The following is a 14,790-nucleotide window of genomic DNA, read 5'->3' on the forward strand; positions in this document are numbered from 1 at the left end:
CAGCCCAAATGCGTACAAAGCGACAAGGGAATTCCCTTACCCGCGCTCAACGCGACCTTCCGCCAGTTCCGCAGCCACGGCTTCATAGACCGTTTGACGCAACACGGATTCGACCTCTTCGCGCAATCGGGGCAGCAGGGAACGTGTCTGCTCGTGCACCACGGTCGCAATCGCCTCGCGCAGCCGCTGCTCCAATGCCATGTCGACCCGCTGCAGGACACGATGCACGATTTCCTCCTCCTGCACGAACAAAAGGGACTGCGGGGCAGAGGCATTCGTCTGGGCGGGGGACATTTCATCGGCCTCTGGAACGACCTCGGTCAAGGTGGGCACGAAGCGAGGCGGAAAAGATGGGGGGTTGGCGGCAAAAGACATCAAGAGGCTCCAGCAATCACCAGGTCATGGCGTTCTATCGCATAACCCTGTGCCGCGTAATATCGCCAGCGGGCGCGTGCGTCGCGGCGATCGCCGGGGTCACCGCTGCTGACGACCTCGATGAGACGCGCAAAGGCATCAAAGCCCACAGGGACGTCACTGCCCAGGTTCAAAAGTACGTCACGGTGTGGCGCAAGGTGTGGGCTTGGCGCCAGCACCACGGGTGACGCCTGCAGCAACTCCTCGCTCGCATCGCTGCGGCAGTGCGCAACGAAGTCCTGCGGAGCGAGTTGCCATAGCATGTCGTCCAGTAGCGCGAGAACTTCTGGTGGCCCAACGATCACCAGCCGCGCAGCGCTGCGCACGGCCTTGCGCGCGAAGCGACAGGCATAGACGAGTTTGTCGGGCACATTGAAATGAAACGCCACCGCCGTCATACACACCGGAGCCTTCGTAGCCCCTTGCTTGCGCGCATCAGATCCGCGGCCCAGATTTGGCACGCGCCGAGCGCGACGCTGCCTTGACAGGGGCCGGCGCTTGCTGAGCCTCCTGTTGTGCCCGGCCCAACAAAAAGTGCAGCAGCAGCCCCACGGGCCGCCCGGTCGCACCTTTGGCGGTACCGCTTTTCCAGGCAGTGCCGGCAATGTCCAGGTGCGCCCACGGCCATTCACCCACGAAGCGTTGCAGAAATTTGGCGGCCGTGACCGAACCCGCAGGTCGACCCGCAACATTGGCGACATCGGCGAAATTGCTCTTGAGCCCCTCCGCGTACTCCTCATCGAGCGGCATGCGCCAGCACAGATCGAGCGCCGCCTCCCCGGCTGCGCTCAGTTGCGCGGCGAGCGTCTCATCATTCGCATACAAACCACTACGCACTGCACCCAGCGCGATCACACAGGCGCCCGTGAGCGTGGCAATATCGACCAGCGCGGCAGGCTTGAAGCGTGCTGCGTAGGTCAGCGCGTCGCAGAGAATGAGCCGACCTTCGGCGTCCGTGTTGAGCACTTCGATGGTCTGGCCGCTCATGCTCGTGACCACGTCGCCAGGCTTCAAAGCGCGCCCGTCGGGCAGGTTTTCGCAAGCCGGAATGAGCCCGACCACGTTGAGTGACGGCTGCAACTCTGCCAATGCGCGGAACACGCCGAGCACACTCGCCGCACCGCACATGTCAAACTTCATCTCGTCCATCTCGGCGCCGGGTTTGAGAGAGATACCGCCCGAATCGAAGGTAATTCCCTTGCCCACGAGCACCACCGGCGCCTGCTTTTTGTCCGCGCCGCGATAATGCAGTTCGATGAAGCGCAGCGGCTCCTTGGAGCCGCGCGCGACGGCCATGAATGCTCCCATGCCCAGGCGCTCCACGTCCTCGGGGCCATGGACCTTGCAGTCGATGCGCGGCTCGCGGGCGAGGGACTTGGCCACTTCCGCGAGGCGCGATGGCGTGGCATGGTTGCCGGGGCGGTTGCCCCATTCGCGGGCAAGATTTTGGCCATGCACGAGTGCCATGGCTTGAGCAAACGCCGGGCGCAGCGCCTCCTCGTGCGTAACGCCGAAAACGACTTTTTCGAGGCCCGGTACCTCGGCCTTGGGTTTGGTGGCGGTATAGACGTAGCTGGCCTCGGCAACCGCTTGCACGGCCGCAGCCAACACCGTGTCGGACGCCCCATCGGCCAAGGAAACGACGGCATGGCGCACCGCAGGGGCCTTGAAATCCGCGCTCACCGCGAGCAAAGCCTGGCGGATCGCGCTCGGCGAGCCCTTGCCCACGCCCAGCAGGAGCACCCGCCGCGCGCCCACGGCAGGCGGCTGGTAGAGATGGAGGTGTTTCCCAGGTTTGGTGGTCAGATCCCCTTTTTCGAGGGCGCGCGCCGCCAGGATGGACAACGCATCTGCACCGGGCACGAAGCCTTCGGCGACGGGCACGACCAGCAAATCACATTTTTGCGCTGCAGCCGTGGAGAGGCTCAGGGTTTGAAGTTCGAAGTTCATAATCGGCGTTTTCCTTTGGCCCGGATTGTCCATGAGGACGCGGGATGATGGCGTGGCGGCTGAAGAACCTTCGGGCGCGCAGCGTCGCACCATGGACTGCCCGGATTTACAGCAATGTTATTCGATTCATCGATTCGCAAAGAGCTCGCGCGCAGCTTTGGCGCGACCCTTGTGGTGCTCGTCACCGTGGTCATGACCATGGTGCTGATCCGCACGCTCGGTCAGGCCACGCGCGGCAGCGTCAACCCTGCCGACGTGACGCTGGTCATGGGTTTTACGGTCTTGGGTTACATGCCCACCATTTTGGCCCTGAGCCTCTTCATCACCGTGGTCGCCGTGCTCTCACGTATGTACCGCGACAGCGAAATGGTGATCTGGTTTGCGTGCGGCCAGGGGCTCGCACGTCTGCTGCCCCCGCTGCTGCGCTTTGCCTGGCCGGTGATCGCCGTCGTAGCCGTGCTCGCGCTGCTGGTCTGGCCTTGGACGAACAGCCAAGTGCAAGAGCTCAAAACGCGTTACGAGCAACGCAGCGACATCGACCGCATTGCGCCAGGCGAGTTTCAAGAATCGGCCAACGGCAATAGGGTGTTCTTCATCGAAAAAGATACTGATGGCAAACAAAGGGGCAACAACGTGCTCGTGGTGGATCAAAAAGGCGCGTCCGAATCCATTACCTCGGCACGCAGTGCCCGGCTACAAATTCTGGGTGCTGATCGCTTTGCCCTGCTGAGCCAAGGCCAGCGCCTGGAGTCCGCACGGGATCGCCCGACCTTACGTTTGAGCGAATTCTCCGAATACGGCATACGCATCGGCGCAGCGCCTGCAAACCCGCTGGACAATCCCGATGTGAGCACGCTTGCCACGCGCACTCTATTGCTCCAGCCCACTCCCGCGAACCAAGGTGAGCTGGGCTGGCGCATCGGACAAGTGCTCTCGGCATTCAACCTCGTCGTGCTGGGACTGGCACTCGCCAGCGTCAACCCCAGGGCAGGCCGCAGCAGTAGCCTGGTGCTCGCACTGCTCGCCTTCATCGTTTATTTGAACTTCATGACGCTCGGACAGACCTGGGTCGCTGCGAATCGGATTCGCTTCATACCCTTCATGCTCGCACTGCACCTTGGCATGCTCGCTCTGGCGGCCCTCGTGCTCGCGGCGCGCCACAACGGCTGGTCGCTGCGTTCTTGGTTGACGCTCAAGGGGCGCGCATGAGAACGCTGCGCCGCATGATCCACCGGGAGGCGCTCGTGTCCGTGGGCTACGCGACACTGGTATTTCTTGCGCTGTTTTTCTTTTTCGACCTGGTCGATGAGCTCCGTTCCGTCAACCGCTACAACGCCCAGGGCTACGGATTCGGACAGGCCCTCATCGTGACGGCGCTCACGGTGCCAGGCCACCTCTATGAATTGCTCCCCATCACGGTGCTCATAGGCACCATTTTCGTGATGGCACGGTTCGCACAAAGCTCCGAATTCACCATCATGCGCACCAGCGGCATGGGGCCAGGGCAAGCGCTGCGCACTTTGCTCATACTAGGTGGTTTTTTCGTCGTACTGACCTTCGTTGTCGGTGACTATGTGGCCCCACAATGTGACCGGCTCGCGCAGACCCTCAAGATGCGATTCACAGGGCGCCTTGGCAGCGGCGGCACAGGCGCATGGCTGAAGGAGCGCCAGCAAGACCATTCGTTTGCCGTGAACGTGCGCGCCCTCACGCCGGACGGCGAGATGCGCGACGTGCGGATTTTCGAATTCGATGCGCAGGGCCATCTGGCCTCGCATGTGCACGCAGCGAAAGCCCGCTTTGGCCAAGACAAGGTTTCATGGGTGCTCGAGCAAGTCCAGCAAAGCCGCTTTCACCTCGAAGACGAGGCCCATGCCTGGGTCGAGCGCACGCAGATTGCAAGCCTGGCTTGGCCCACGCAGATCAAGGCCGAGATGGTGTCGGCCACCTTGCGCAAGCGCGAGCGCATGACCACGTTCGACCTGTTCGAATACATCCGCCACCTCAAGGCCAACGGCCAGACGGCGCAGCGTTACGAAATCGAACTCGGCCGCAAGGTGTTTTACCCACTGAGCTGCCTGGTCATGGTGGTGCTGGCGCTGCCGTTTGCCTACCTGCACTTCCGCTCGGGCGGCATTTCGGCGCAGGTGTTTGGCGGCATCATGGCCGGCCTGAGCTTTTTCCTGCTCAACAACCTGTTCAGCCACGTGGGCAACCTGCAAAACCTGTCGCCCTGGATCGCCGCCGCGGCACCCAGCCTGATTTATTCCTTGCTGTCGCTGGCGGCCTTCGGCTGGCTGGTGCTGCGCCGCTGAAGGGGCGCCCATGCCGCCCAGCGCCCCGGCCATTGTCCTGTTTGCGCACGGCTCGCGCGATCCGCTCTGGCGCGCACCCATTGAGGCGGTGGCGGCGTACATCCGCCAGCACCACCCCGAACGCCTGGTGCGCTGCGCCTACCTCGAATGCTGCGCTCCTACACTTGCCGAAGCTGCAGCAGATTTGATAGCGCAAAGCGCAGAACACATCTGCGTCATGCCGATGTTTTTAGGCTCAGGCAAACACGCCCGCGAAGACCTTCCGGCCTTGCTCAAGCAGCTGCAGGCAGCGCATCCGGCGGTGCGCTTCACCCTGCGCACGGCGATCGGTGAAGACCCGCGTGTCACGGCACTCATCGCCGCCATCGCCTGCGAGTCGCCAAAGTAGACATTTTCAGCATAATGATGCAATTCTTTAGAATTAAAAACCATGAATCTGCATCAATTCCGTTTCGTCCAGGAAGCCGTGCGGCGCAACCTCAATCTGACCGAGGCGGCCAAAGCCCTGCACACCTCGCAGCCGGGCGTCTCCAAGGCCATCATCGAGCTCGAAGAAGAGCTCGGCATCGAAATTTTTGCGCGCCATGGCAAGCGCCTCAAGCGCATCACCGAGCCGGGCCAGCAGGTGCTGCAAAGCATTCAGATCATCCTGCGCGAAGTCGGCAACCTCAAGCGCATAGGCGACGAATTCAGCGCCCAGGACAGCGGCACGCTGAGCATTGCCACTACGCACACGCAGGCGCGCTACGTGCTGCCCACTTCGGTGGCGCGCCTGCGCGAGGCCTACCCCAAAGTGCACATCAGCCTGCACCAGGCCACGCCACAGGAAGTGGCGCGCATGGTGCTCGACGAGGTCGCAGAAATCGGCATCGCCACCGAATCGCTGGCCGACTACCCCGACCTCGTCACCCTGCCCTGCTACGAATGGTCACACGTGCTGGTGCTGCCGCCTGCGCACCCGCTGGCGCACAAAGAGCGCGTGGGCCTTGAAGACATCGCACACGAGCCGCTCATCACCTACCACCCCTCGTTCACCGGGCGCGGCAAGATCGATCAGGCTTTTGCGACGCGCCAGCTGCAGCCGCGCATCGTGCTCGAAGCCATAGACTCGGACGTGATCAAAACCTACGTGCGCCTGGGCCTGGGCATAGGCATCGTGGCCGAAATGGCCATGAAGGACGACCCCGTGGGCGACCTCGTGGTGCGCCCGCTCGGACACCTGTTCGGGCAGAACGTCACGCGCGTGGCCTTCAAGCGCGGCGCCTACCTGCGCAATTTCGTCTATCGCTTTGCCGAACTGCTGAGTCCGCGCCTGAGTCGCGAACTCATCGCCCGCGCCATGACCGGGCATGTGCACGATTACGAACTCTGACAACCCCCTCTCCATCCTCCCCTCCAACGCCATGACCGCGCCCATCGTCCGCACGCCCGAACTGCACAGCAAACTGCCCGAAGTCGGCACCACCATCTTCACCGTGATGTCGGCGCTCGCCGCGGAAGTGGGCGCCGTGAACCTTGGCCAGGGCTTTCCCGACTTCGACTGCGACCCGGCACTCGTCGAGGCCGTGTACCAGGCCATGCGCGCGGGCCACAACCAATACCCGCCCATGCCCGGCGTGCCCGCCTTGCGTAGCGCCGTTGCTTCCAAAATAGAAGCGTTGCACGGCCGCAAATACAGCGCAGACAGCGAAATCACCATCACCGCCGGGGCCACGCAGGCGATCCTCACGGCCATCCTCGCCTGCGTGCGCCCGGGCGACGAGGTGATCGTGCTCGAGCCCTGCTACGACAGCTATGCGCCCAACATCGCGCTCGCGGGCGGCACCGTGGTGCGCGTGCCGCTCACGCCCGGGAGCTTCCGGCCCGATTTCGACAAAATCGCCGCGGCACTCTCGCCGCGCACGCGCGCGCTGCTCATCAACAGCCCGCACAACCCCAGCGCCACGGTCTGGAGCGCGCAGGACATGCTCACTTTGCAGGAGCTGCTCGCGCCCACCGACGTGCTCTTGATCAGCGACGAGGTCTATGAACACATGGTGTTCGACGGCGCCGAACACCAAAGCGCCGCACGCTTTGCGGGCCTCGCGGCGCGCGCCTTCATCGTTTCGAGCTTCGGCAAGACCTTCCACGTCACGGGCTGGAAGGTCGGCACCGTGGCGGCGCCCGCGGCGCTCACGGCCGAGTTTCGTAAGGTGCACCAGTTCAACGTCTTCACCGTGAACACGCCTATGCAGCACGGCCTGGCCAGCTACCTGCAAAACCCCGCGCCCTACCTGCAGCTGCCCGCGTTCTACCAGGCCAAGCGCGACCTGTTCCGCGCGGGGCTGGCCGGCTCGCGGCTGCGCCTGCTGCCTTGCGCCGGGAGTTACTTCCAGTGCGTGGACATTTCGGCCGTGAGTGACTTGAGCGAGGCCGACTTCTGCCAATGGCTCACGCGCGAAATCGGCGTGGCCGCGATCCCGCTCTCGGCTTTTTACGGAGACGGCTTCGACCAGCGCGTGGTGCGTTTTTGCTTTGCCAAGAAAGACGAGACGCTGCGCTTGGCATTGCAGCGATTACGCAAGCTCTGATTCAGCCCAGAAAATGGAAAGCCCGCCCCATATTTTTATGGGAGCGGGCTTCTTTTACCCAGGAGTCGCATTGTTTTCCAGGGCTTGAATTGGTAGGACGTACAAGATTCGAACTTGTGACCAACGGATTAAAAGTCCGCTCAACCCCACTTTTACCCCTGTTGACCGATGTTGACGTTTCCCTAGTAAATCAACGAGTTGCAGCACACACTTCAAGCGTTACCGTTGATTCAAATTCGCCTTTTTCGATAGAATCCGCTTACACAGCGATTACATGGCGATTACATGGAAAGGGGCGAGCACCGTGGACAAGATCAATTTCACCGCCGCGCGCGTGGCGAACTTCACCTGCCCGCCTGGCAAGGCCCAGGCGTTCCTTTGGGACGCCGACGCGCCCGGCTTGGGGCTGCGCGTTACCAGCAACGGCGCCGCGTCCTATATCTTTCAGGCCCGTGCAAACGGCGCACCGCTGCGCGTCACCATCGGCAGCCCCAGCACCTGGCCCCTACCCCAGGCACGCGCAAAAGCGCGCGAGCTGCGCCAGCAGATAGACCAAGGGCACGACCCGCGCGAAGTCAAGCGCGAGCGCGTGCAGCAAGCCGCCGCTGCCCGTGCTCTACAGCAAGCCGCCCAGGTGCGCGCGCTTGACGTGTGGGCCGCCTACTGCGAAGAGCGCAAGGCCGCATGGGGCGAGCGCCACCACCACGACCACCTTGTCATGGTGGCGCCTGGTGGCGAACCCAAGAAACGCGGCAAGGGCACCACCGCCCCCGGCCCGCTGCGCGAGCTGCTGGAAAAGCCCTTGTCCACCCTGACCGCCGCCGCCGTGGAGGGCTGGGCGAAGCGCCACGCGCCCGAGCGCCCCACCGTGGCCCGGCTGGGGCTGCGCCTGCTGCGCGCCTTCATCAACTGGTGCGCCGCGCATCCCGACTACGGCCACGCCATCAAAGACGCTGGCGCAGCCAAGTCGCGCAAGGCCCGCGAGCAACTGGGCACACCCAAGGCGAAGGGCGATGCGCTACAGCGCGAGCAACTGCCCGCCTGGTTTGCCGCCGTGCGCCAGCAAGAACCGGCCATCGCAGCCTACCTGCAAGCGCTGCTGCTGACCGGCGCCCGCCCCGGCGAGCTGCGCGACCTGCGCTGGGAAGACCTGGACTTCACATGGAAGAGCATGCGCATCCGTGACAAGGTAGAGGGTGAGCGCACCATCCCCTTGACGCCCTATGTGTCCACCCTGCTGCAAGCGCTGCCGCGTCGTGGCGCGTGGGTATTCATGACGGCCCGCACCGACGGCCCTATCACGTCCCCGAACCACCAATTGACAAGGACGTGTGCCACCGCTGGCGTGCCCCACGTCACCCTGCACGGGCTGCGCCGCAGTTTTGGCACGCTCGCCGAATGGGTGGAGGCACCGACTGGCGTAGTCGCGCAAATCATGGGGCACAAGCCGAGCGCCATTGCCGAAAAGCACTACCGCGCCCGCCCGCTGGACTTGCTGCGGATGTGGCACACCAAGATCGAGGGCGCCATCCTCGAAGCTGCTGGCATCGCCCAGCCCCAGGAAGACGCGCAGCGCCTGCGCGTGGTGTAAACGCCTGCTATACTGTAAACAATTGATTTACAAAAATGATCCGCTCATTCCGTCACAAGGGGCTGCAAGCGTTCTATGAAACAGGCAGCAAAGCAGGCATTCAGTCGATTCACGAGCGCCGCTTGCGTGAGTTGCTGACCGCCTTGGATGCCGCCCAGGCCCCGCGTGACCTGGCCCGGCCATCCTGGCGCTTGCACGCCTTGACTGGTGACCTGCACGGACATTGGGCAGTGACCGTGCAGGCCAATTGGCGGCTGACATTTCGCTTCGACGGCCCCGACGTGGACTTGCTCGATTACGTGGACTATCACTAGGAGAATCAAGCCATGATGCACAACCCCGCACACCCCGGCGAGCTGCTCGCGGGCTGGATTGAAGACGTGGGCTATTCCGTCACCGGCTTTGCGCAGCACATCGGCGTTTCGCGCGTCATGTTGAGTCGCATCCTGCACGGTCACGCTGGAATCTCTGCCGATATGGACTTGCGCTTGTCCGAAGCACTAGGCACCACCCCCGGCTTTTGGCTGCGCATGCAAGCTGCGCACGATCTTTGGCAGGCGCAGCAACGCGCCGCCGCCCGCCCCGTCGTGAAGCGCATCGCACCGCCTGAAGCCGTTACAGCGTAACCGTTTCGCCAGCGCCTAGCCCGAGGCTGATCCCCGAGGGCGAAGAGCCGGGTTCCTGCCCCGGCCTGGCGCTGGCACCCGAATGCAGGCAGCGCGCAGGACGCACACTATGCCCGACACAGACCGCCCCCAGCTACCCAAAAGAGATTGGTTCACCATCGAAGAAGTCGCCCGGCGATGGGGCTGCACAATTGAAGACCTGATTGACTATGGCGAGAATGAAGCGCTGCGAATATCGGTAAGACCCGCGCGAAAGATTTGCATTGCCTGGCGTGAAAAGAGCGCCACCAAAAACACGCCAAACCAATGGACTGAAACCATATTGCCGCTGGGCTTGACGCCTGAAGATTTACGCGGCGCTTTTGGCGATGGTTGCAGGCCATATATTGTGCTTCCCCCGGTTTCGGGAAACGAAGCATTGGTTGGGGACGTGATCTTAGATTTTGACCCCCCGCAGATATTCACCGCAAAAGACCTGGTCATAGTCCACGAAGAACTAGACCGCTTTGAGCGTGAATACCGCATTGGCGCCCATGCTGGCGAATTGCCAAAACCAAAACCAAAGCTAGGCGAGCGCGAGCGCCAAACGTTGCTGGCGCTCATCGGCGCCATGCTGGAAACCCTCGTGCACAAAGGCCCCTTCAAGTCCCAGGCCGAGCTTGTCACGTTCCTGGAAGACGAATACGCCCTACCCAAGCGCACCACCGACGGGAAGTTTGCAGAAGCCAACAGAGCGCTTCAAAACAAATAGCGCAGCATTGCACCTGCAACGCCCACCATTGCAGGTGCAATGACTTTCTCTGCGCCCATCGGCACATTCCAGCCATCAACACCGCTTGATGGAAGGAATCGCCGATGCAACCGACCCAATATCCCCCACTTCAAAATGAAACCCGTCACGCCGTCGATACGGCGTGCGCGGCATTTCATCTTGGGCGCAAGCCGCAAACCCTGCGCACGTGGGCCTGCTTTGAAAATGGCCCCATCCGGCCCATTCGCTTGCATGGCCGCCTGCTCTGGCCCACTGCCCAACTGAAAAAACTGCTGGGCGCTGCCTGATTGGAGCGCCGCATGCAAGCAATCAAAAAAAATGCCGCCCGGCTATGGGCGGCAATAACGGTTTCTGAAAACCCGGTTGCAGACCTGATTGTAACGACTGCGTTCGTTTGCGCAAGCGTTGGTTTTCAGATTGGCGTGTTTTGCGCCGTGGCAATTGGAATGCGAGGTTGCGCATGACCGATTACCTCGACCAATTCCGCCGCGTACTCGAAGCGCGCGGGCTGATACCGCCCGGCCAAATAATCGCGGACGGGAAAATTCACCGCTGCGACGCCGTGGGCAAGCATGGGCGCAGCGATGGCAGCTATCTACTACACCTTGACGGCATCCCGGCTGGTGGCGTGCAAAACCACCGTGACGGGTTGGGCTGGCAAAGCTGGCGCGCTGACATAGGCCGCAAGCTGACCCCTGCCGAAGAGGTCGCCCACCGCGAGCGCGTGCGCACCATGCAGGCGCAGCGCGCCCAGGAAGAGGCGCAGGCCCGGCAAGCTGCCGCAGAGCGCGCCGCCCAGCTTTGGGCGCAGGCCGAAGCGGCAAGCGATGCGCATCCCTATCTGGTGCGCAAAGGCGTCCGCTCCCACGGCCTGCGCCAGCACGGCGCCGCTTTGCTGGTGCCCGTGCATGACGCAGCCACTGGCGAGCTGGTGAGTCTGCAAAGCATTGGCGCCAGTGGCGACAAGCGTTTTCTTCCTGGTGGCCGTGTGAAGGGCTGCATGCACCTGCTGGGCGAGCTGACCGCCGCGCCCGCCGTGCTGCTGGTGGCCGAAGGCTACGCAACCGCCGCGACCCTGTATGAGGCGACCGGCCACCCCGTGGCGTGCGCGTTCCACGCTGGCAATCTGGCGCCAGTGGCCCAAGCGCTGCGCAAGCGCTACCCGGCTGCGCGCGTCATAGTTTGCGCCGATGATGATGCAGCGACCGCAGGCAACCCCGGCATGACCGCCGCCCGGCAGGCCGCCGCCGCCGTGGGTGGCGTGGTGGCCGTGCCCGACTTCGGCCCCGACCGGCCCGAAGGCGCCAGCGACTTCAATGACCTGCACCAAGCGCGCGGGCTTGAGGCCGTGCGCCAGTGTGTGGAGGTAGCCCTTGCCGCGCCGCCCGTGCCGACATTCCCGGCGCTGCCCGATGGCGACGCATGGGACGCCCCGCAGCCCCTGCCGGACGCCCTGCCGCCCGTGCAAGCCTTCGATGCCGAACTGCTGCCCGAGGCCCTGCGCGGCTGGGTTGAAGACATAGCGCATCGCATGCAATGCCCGCCCGACTTCGTGGCCGTGGCCGCGCTCACGGGTTTGTCTTCGCTTGTCGGTGCCCGCGCCGTGATGGCGCCCAAGCGCTTCGACGATTGGCGCGTGGTGCCCAATCTGTGGGGGCTGGTGATTGGCCGCCCCGGCGTCATGAAAAGCCCCGCGCTTGCCGAAGCACTGAAGCCCTTGCACCGCCTCGAAGCCGAGGCGCGCGAGGCATGGCAGGCAGACCACGATGAATGGCGCCTCGATTGCGAGGTGGCATCTTTGGCTGGCGACGCAAACAAAAAGAGCGCCGCAAAGGTAGCCGCCAAAGACCCAAGCGCCGCACGCGAGCTGCTGCGCCCTGCCGACCTGCCGCCCGAGCCGAGGATGCGCCGCCACGTGGTGAACGATTCGACCGTGGAGGCGCTGGGTGAGATTCTCGAATCCGCACCATGGGGCACCCTGGCCTACCGCGACGAACTGCACGGCCTTCTGTGTAGCCTAGACCGGCAGGGGCAGGAAGGATCGCGCGCCTTCTACCTTCAGGCATACGATGGCGACAAGGGCTACACCTTCGACCGCATAGGGCGCGGCACGCACTACCTGCCGCGCGTGTGCCTGGCGCTGCTGGGGGGCATGCAGCCCGGCAAAGCGCAGTCCTACGTCCGCGAAGCTGTAGCTGGTGGCGCTGGCGACGATGGCCTGCTACAGCGCTTCGGCCTGACCGTGTGGCCCGACGTTGACCACGCCTTCGAGTTGGTGGATCGGCCGCCCGATGCCGAAGCCAAAGCGCGCGCGTGGCGGGTTTTCGAGCGCTTGGCAGAGTTGCAGCCCGACGGCGAAGAGCCGCAAGCCTGGCGCTTCGACGACGCCGCCCAGGCCTTGTTTGCCGAGTGGCTGACCGGCCACGAGACAGAGATTCGCGGCGACGAACTGCATCCGGCGCTTGTCTCGCACCTTGCCAAATACCGAAAGCTGGTGCCCGCCCTGGCGCTGCTGTTCGCGCTGATCGACACACCAGACAGTGGGCGCCAGATTGGCGAGCACGAACTACTGCGCGCCCTGGCGTGGGCCGAATACCTGCGCACGCATGCCGAGCGCCTCTACAGCGCCGCCACCACGCCAGAGACAACCGGCGCGCGCGCCTTGCTGGACAAGATCAAGGGGCGCAAGCTATGCGATGCCGACGGCGTACTGCTGGCGAGCTTCACGCCCCGGCTGGTGGCCGCCAAAGGCTGGGCTGGCCTGCAAACCACCGAGGCCGCCCGCAAGGCTGCCGAGCTTCTGACCGATTACGGATGGCTGCGCCGCGAGCTGGTGCCCACTGGCGCGCAAGGCGGGCGCCCCAGCGAGCGCTACGAGGTTCACCCGGCGCTGCTGAAAGGGGGCGCAGCATGACCTGGCTTGACCGGCTTAAAAATCAAAAAGTCCCAGTCACCCGCCCTACAAAAACCACAAAAAGGGTTTCTGTTGTTTTTGTAGGCCCGTTGGCCGGGACTTCTGAAAATTTCGATGGGGTACGCCAGACAGTTGATGGGGCTGGTGCTGCGCCACTACCGGTAGCAATGGAAGCCGCGCAGCGCCAGAGCCCAGGGATGCCAATCACCCCCGCCGCTATCTACGAACCTTCGCAAGCTGGCGCCGCCCTGCTGGGGCAGGAAAAAATTACAGAAGTCCCAGTCGCCCGCCCTACAAAAACCACAAAAAGGGTTTCTGTTGTTTTTGTAGGCCCCTTGGCTGGGGTTTCTGGAAATTCGCACCCCGCCCGCACCTGCCGCGACTGCGCCCACCGCCTGGCGCATGGAACCTGTGGCGACCCCGTAGCGGCTGGACTGGCGCCGCACTACTCAATCCGCTGGGCGCCCGAGGGCCACGCGGCTACCTGCCCAGCGTACAGCGCCCGGCCCCGGGCGCCGAAGACGTGGCCGCACGCGCCCGCCAACGATGAAGAGCTGCGCACCATGACCCACCGCCTGGCGCACTTCGAGCGGCTGGGGCTGCCCGACCATGAGGCTGGGCGCATGGCCGACAAGCTGCTGCTGCGCGACCGTGATCTTGATGACCGCCGCGTGTGCCTTGAGTGCCAGCACCTGCGCGGCAGACCAGGCGCGTGGCGCTGCCCCATGCCTGCGCCGATGGTGCAACAGCTACAGCGCTGCCCAGCCTTCGCTGAGGTGCGCCAATGAGCCGCCCATGCGCTGCGTGCGCACACCACGCGCAAGCGCACGTGGATCGCTTTGTGTGCCTGGCGCCCAGCCCCGCGCGGCTGATCCCCTTGGAGCAATTCCAGGCGCGCGACGCCCACTGCCATGAGTGGCGCCGCGACAGATTCCAGACCGAGCAAAAGACCGACAAAGACCGAGCACCGCATCAACCAATCCCATGAGGTAACACCATGTCTTTGACCTTGAAAGAAACTTCCAGCGCTGGCGACTACGAATTGCCACCCGCAGGCACCCACGCCGCCCGCTGCCACCTGGTGGCTGACCTTGGCACCGTCGAAACCACCTACGACGGCAAGACCACCGCGAGCCGAAAGCTGTTGATCGGCTGGACACTGGCCGAGCTGCGAAGCGATGGCAGTTCGCACACTATCTTCAGGCGCTACACCGCATCGCTGGGGCCAAAGGCCGCCCTGCGCGCGATGCTGGAAAGCTGGCGCGCCAAAGCGTTCGGCCCTGAAGAGCTGCGCGCTTTTGACGTGGCGCGCTTGGCTGGCGTGCCCGCCCTGATCGGCGTGATCCACGTCACCAAGGGCGACCGCACCTTCGCAAACATCGCATCCGTGGGCGCGCTTCCAAAAGGGCTACAGGCGCCACGTGCGCAGGTGCCCGAAATTGTCTTCGACCTAGACAGTCCCGACGCATGGCAGGACATTGAACTGCTGCCCGCTGGCGTGCGCCGTCAGGTTGAGTTGTCCCCCGAATGGCAGGCCGTACTTGCCAAGCGTGGCGCACCTGCTGCACCTGCTGCCCAGGCTGGGGCACCTGCATCGTCGGGCTTCGACGATATGGACGACGACATTCCCTTCTAAAG

General features: G+C 63.8%; 17 protein-coding genes and 1 tRNA gene. 13 read left to right on the plus strand and 5 right to left on the minus strand.

The genetic code is table 11. The features are described 5' to 3' along the window. Positions 1-36: 36 nt before the first annotated feature. From DFR45_RS01785 to DFR45_RS01795, 3 genes are read right to left on the minus strand one after another with little or no spacing between them, the layout of a single operon-like run. Positions 37-375: a hypothetical protein gene (locus DFR45_RS01785; protein WP_114481972.1), complete on the minus strand. Its 339-nt coding sequence runs from the start codon at positions 373-375 to the stop codon at positions 37-39. Further along, positions 375-812, minus strand: a complete 438-nt coding sequence (locus DFR45_RS01790; RefSeq protein ID WP_114481973.1) for a DNA polymerase III subunit chi — start codon at positions 810-812, stop codon at positions 375-377. The genes DFR45_RS01785 and DFR45_RS01790 overlap by 1 nt, the downstream gene beginning before the upstream one ends. Before the next feature lie 37 nt (positions 813-849). Further along, complete coding sequence (locus DFR45_RS01795) at positions 850-2,364, minus strand: leucyl aminopeptidase (RefSeq protein WP_114481974.1); 1,515 nt, start codon at positions 2,362-2,364, stop codon at positions 850-852. Positions 2,365-2,478: 114 nt separating this feature from the next. Between DFR45_RS01795 and lptF the strand changes: the two genes are divergently transcribed. Genes lptF through DFR45_RS01820 form a run of 5 tightly spaced genes read left to right on the plus strand, consistent with a single transcriptional unit; the run spans position 2,479 to position 7,249 of the window. Next, positions 2,479-3,573, plus strand: a complete 1,095-nt coding sequence (gene lptF, locus DFR45_RS01800) for an LPS export ABC transporter permease LptF (RefSeq protein ID WP_114481975.1) — start codon at positions 2,479-2,481, stop codon at positions 3,571-3,573. Then, positions 3,570-4,679: an LPS export ABC transporter permease LptG gene (gene lptG, locus DFR45_RS01805; RefSeq protein ID WP_114481976.1), complete on the plus strand. Its 1,110-nt coding sequence runs from the start codon at positions 3,570-3,572 to the stop codon at positions 4,677-4,679. The genes lptF and lptG overlap by 4 nt, the downstream gene beginning before the upstream one ends. 10 nt (positions 4,680-4,689) lie before the next feature. Beyond that, the gene (locus tag DFR45_RS01810) at positions 4,690-5,067 is read left to right on the plus strand and encodes a sirohydrochlorin chelatase (RefSeq protein ID WP_114481977.1); all 378 of its coding nucleotides are present in this window, start codon (positions 4,690-4,692) and stop codon (positions 5,065-5,067) included. Positions 5,068-5,109: 42 nt separating this feature from the next. Then, a complete protein-coding gene (locus DFR45_RS01815) occupies positions 5,110-6,051 on the plus strand; it encodes a CysB family HTH-type transcriptional regulator (RefSeq protein WP_114481978.1) in 942 nt (313 codons plus the stop codon). Between the two features lie 31 nt (positions 6,052-6,082). Then, positions 6,083-7,249, plus strand: coding sequence for a pyridoxal phosphate-dependent aminotransferase (locus tag DFR45_RS01820; RefSeq protein ID WP_114481979.1), 1,167 nt, complete (start codon positions 6,083-6,085; stop codon positions 7,247-7,249). A 90-nt stretch (positions 7,250-7,339) separates the two neighbouring features. On the opposite strand, the gene DFR45_RS01825 is transcribed toward DFR45_RS01820, so the two are convergent. Continuing rightward, positions 7,340-7,417: transfer RNA gene (locus tag DFR45_RS01825), tRNA-Lys, on the minus strand. A gap of 106 nt (positions 7,418-7,523) precedes the next feature. Between DFR45_RS01825 and DFR45_RS01830 the strand changes: the two genes are divergently transcribed. The 4 genes from DFR45_RS01830 (at position 7,524) to DFR45_RS14295 (ending at position 10,217) form a co-directional block, all read left to right on the plus strand. Next, positions 7,524-8,840 carry a tyrosine-type recombinase/integrase gene (locus DFR45_RS01830; protein ID WP_114481980.1) on the plus strand — a complete coding sequence of 439 codons (1,317 nt, stop codon included), beginning with the start codon at positions 7,524-7,526 and terminating at the stop codon, positions 8,838-8,840. 35 nt (positions 8,841-8,875) lie between these two features. Further along, positions 8,876-9,154 carry a type II toxin-antitoxin system RelE/ParE family toxin gene (locus tag DFR45_RS01835; protein WP_114481981.1) on the plus strand — a complete coding sequence of 93 codons (279 nt, stop codon included), beginning with the start codon at positions 8,876-8,878 and terminating at the stop codon, positions 9,152-9,154. A gap of 12 nt (positions 9,155-9,166) precedes the next feature. Then, the gene (locus tag DFR45_RS01840) at positions 9,167-9,466 is read left to right on the plus strand and encodes a HigA family addiction module antitoxin (RefSeq protein WP_114481982.1); all 300 of its coding nucleotides are present in this window, start codon (positions 9,167-9,169) and stop codon (positions 9,464-9,466) included. Positions 9,467-9,575: 109 nt separating this feature from the next. After that, on the plus strand, positions 9,576-10,217 hold the full coding sequence (locus DFR45_RS14295) for a hypothetical protein (protein ID WP_144686945.1): 642 nt from the start codon (positions 9,576-9,578) through the stop codon (positions 10,215-10,217). Here DFR45_RS14295 and DFR45_RS14785 read toward each other — a convergent pair. Beyond that, the gene (locus DFR45_RS14785) at positions 10,205-10,471 is read right to left on the minus strand and encodes a hypothetical protein (protein ID WP_158636986.1); all 267 of its coding nucleotides are present in this window, start codon (positions 10,469-10,471) and stop codon (positions 10,205-10,207) included. The two genes, DFR45_RS14295 and DFR45_RS14785, sit on opposite strands and share 13 nt — an antisense overlap. A 66-nt stretch (positions 10,472-10,537) precedes the next feature. Between DFR45_RS14785 and DFR45_RS14430 the strand changes: the two genes are divergently transcribed. From DFR45_RS14430 to DFR45_RS14625, 4 genes are all read left to right on the plus strand, one after another. Further along, positions 10,538-10,702: a hypothetical protein gene (locus DFR45_RS14430; protein ID WP_158636985.1), complete on the plus strand. Its 165-nt coding sequence runs from the start codon at positions 10,538-10,540 to the stop codon at positions 10,700-10,702. Beyond that, positions 10,699-13,152 (plus strand): DUF3987 domain-containing protein, encoded by a 2,454-nt coding sequence (locus DFR45_RS14435; RefSeq protein WP_114481985.1) that lies wholly within the window; start codon positions 10,699-10,701, stop codon positions 13,150-13,152. Before DFR45_RS14430 ends, DFR45_RS14435 begins: the two co-directional genes overlap by 4 nt. A gap of 563 nt (positions 13,153-13,715) precedes the next feature. Next, positions 13,716-13,940, plus strand: a complete 225-nt coding sequence (locus tag DFR45_RS01860; protein ID WP_114481986.1) for a hypothetical protein — start codon at positions 13,716-13,718, stop codon at positions 13,938-13,940. Between the two features lie 215 nt (positions 13,941-14,155). Then, positions 14,156-14,788 (plus strand): phage replication initiation protein, NGO0469 family, encoded by a 633-nt coding sequence (locus DFR45_RS14625; RefSeq protein WP_147269955.1) that lies wholly within the window; start codon positions 14,156-14,158, stop codon positions 14,786-14,788. Positions 14,789-14,790: the final 2 nt, after the last annotated feature.

The organism is Extensimonas vulgaris, assembly GCF_003337425.1.
Taxonomy (GTDB): Bacteria; Pseudomonadota; Gammaproteobacteria; order Burkholderiales; family Burkholderiaceae_C; genus Extensimonas; species Extensimonas vulgaris.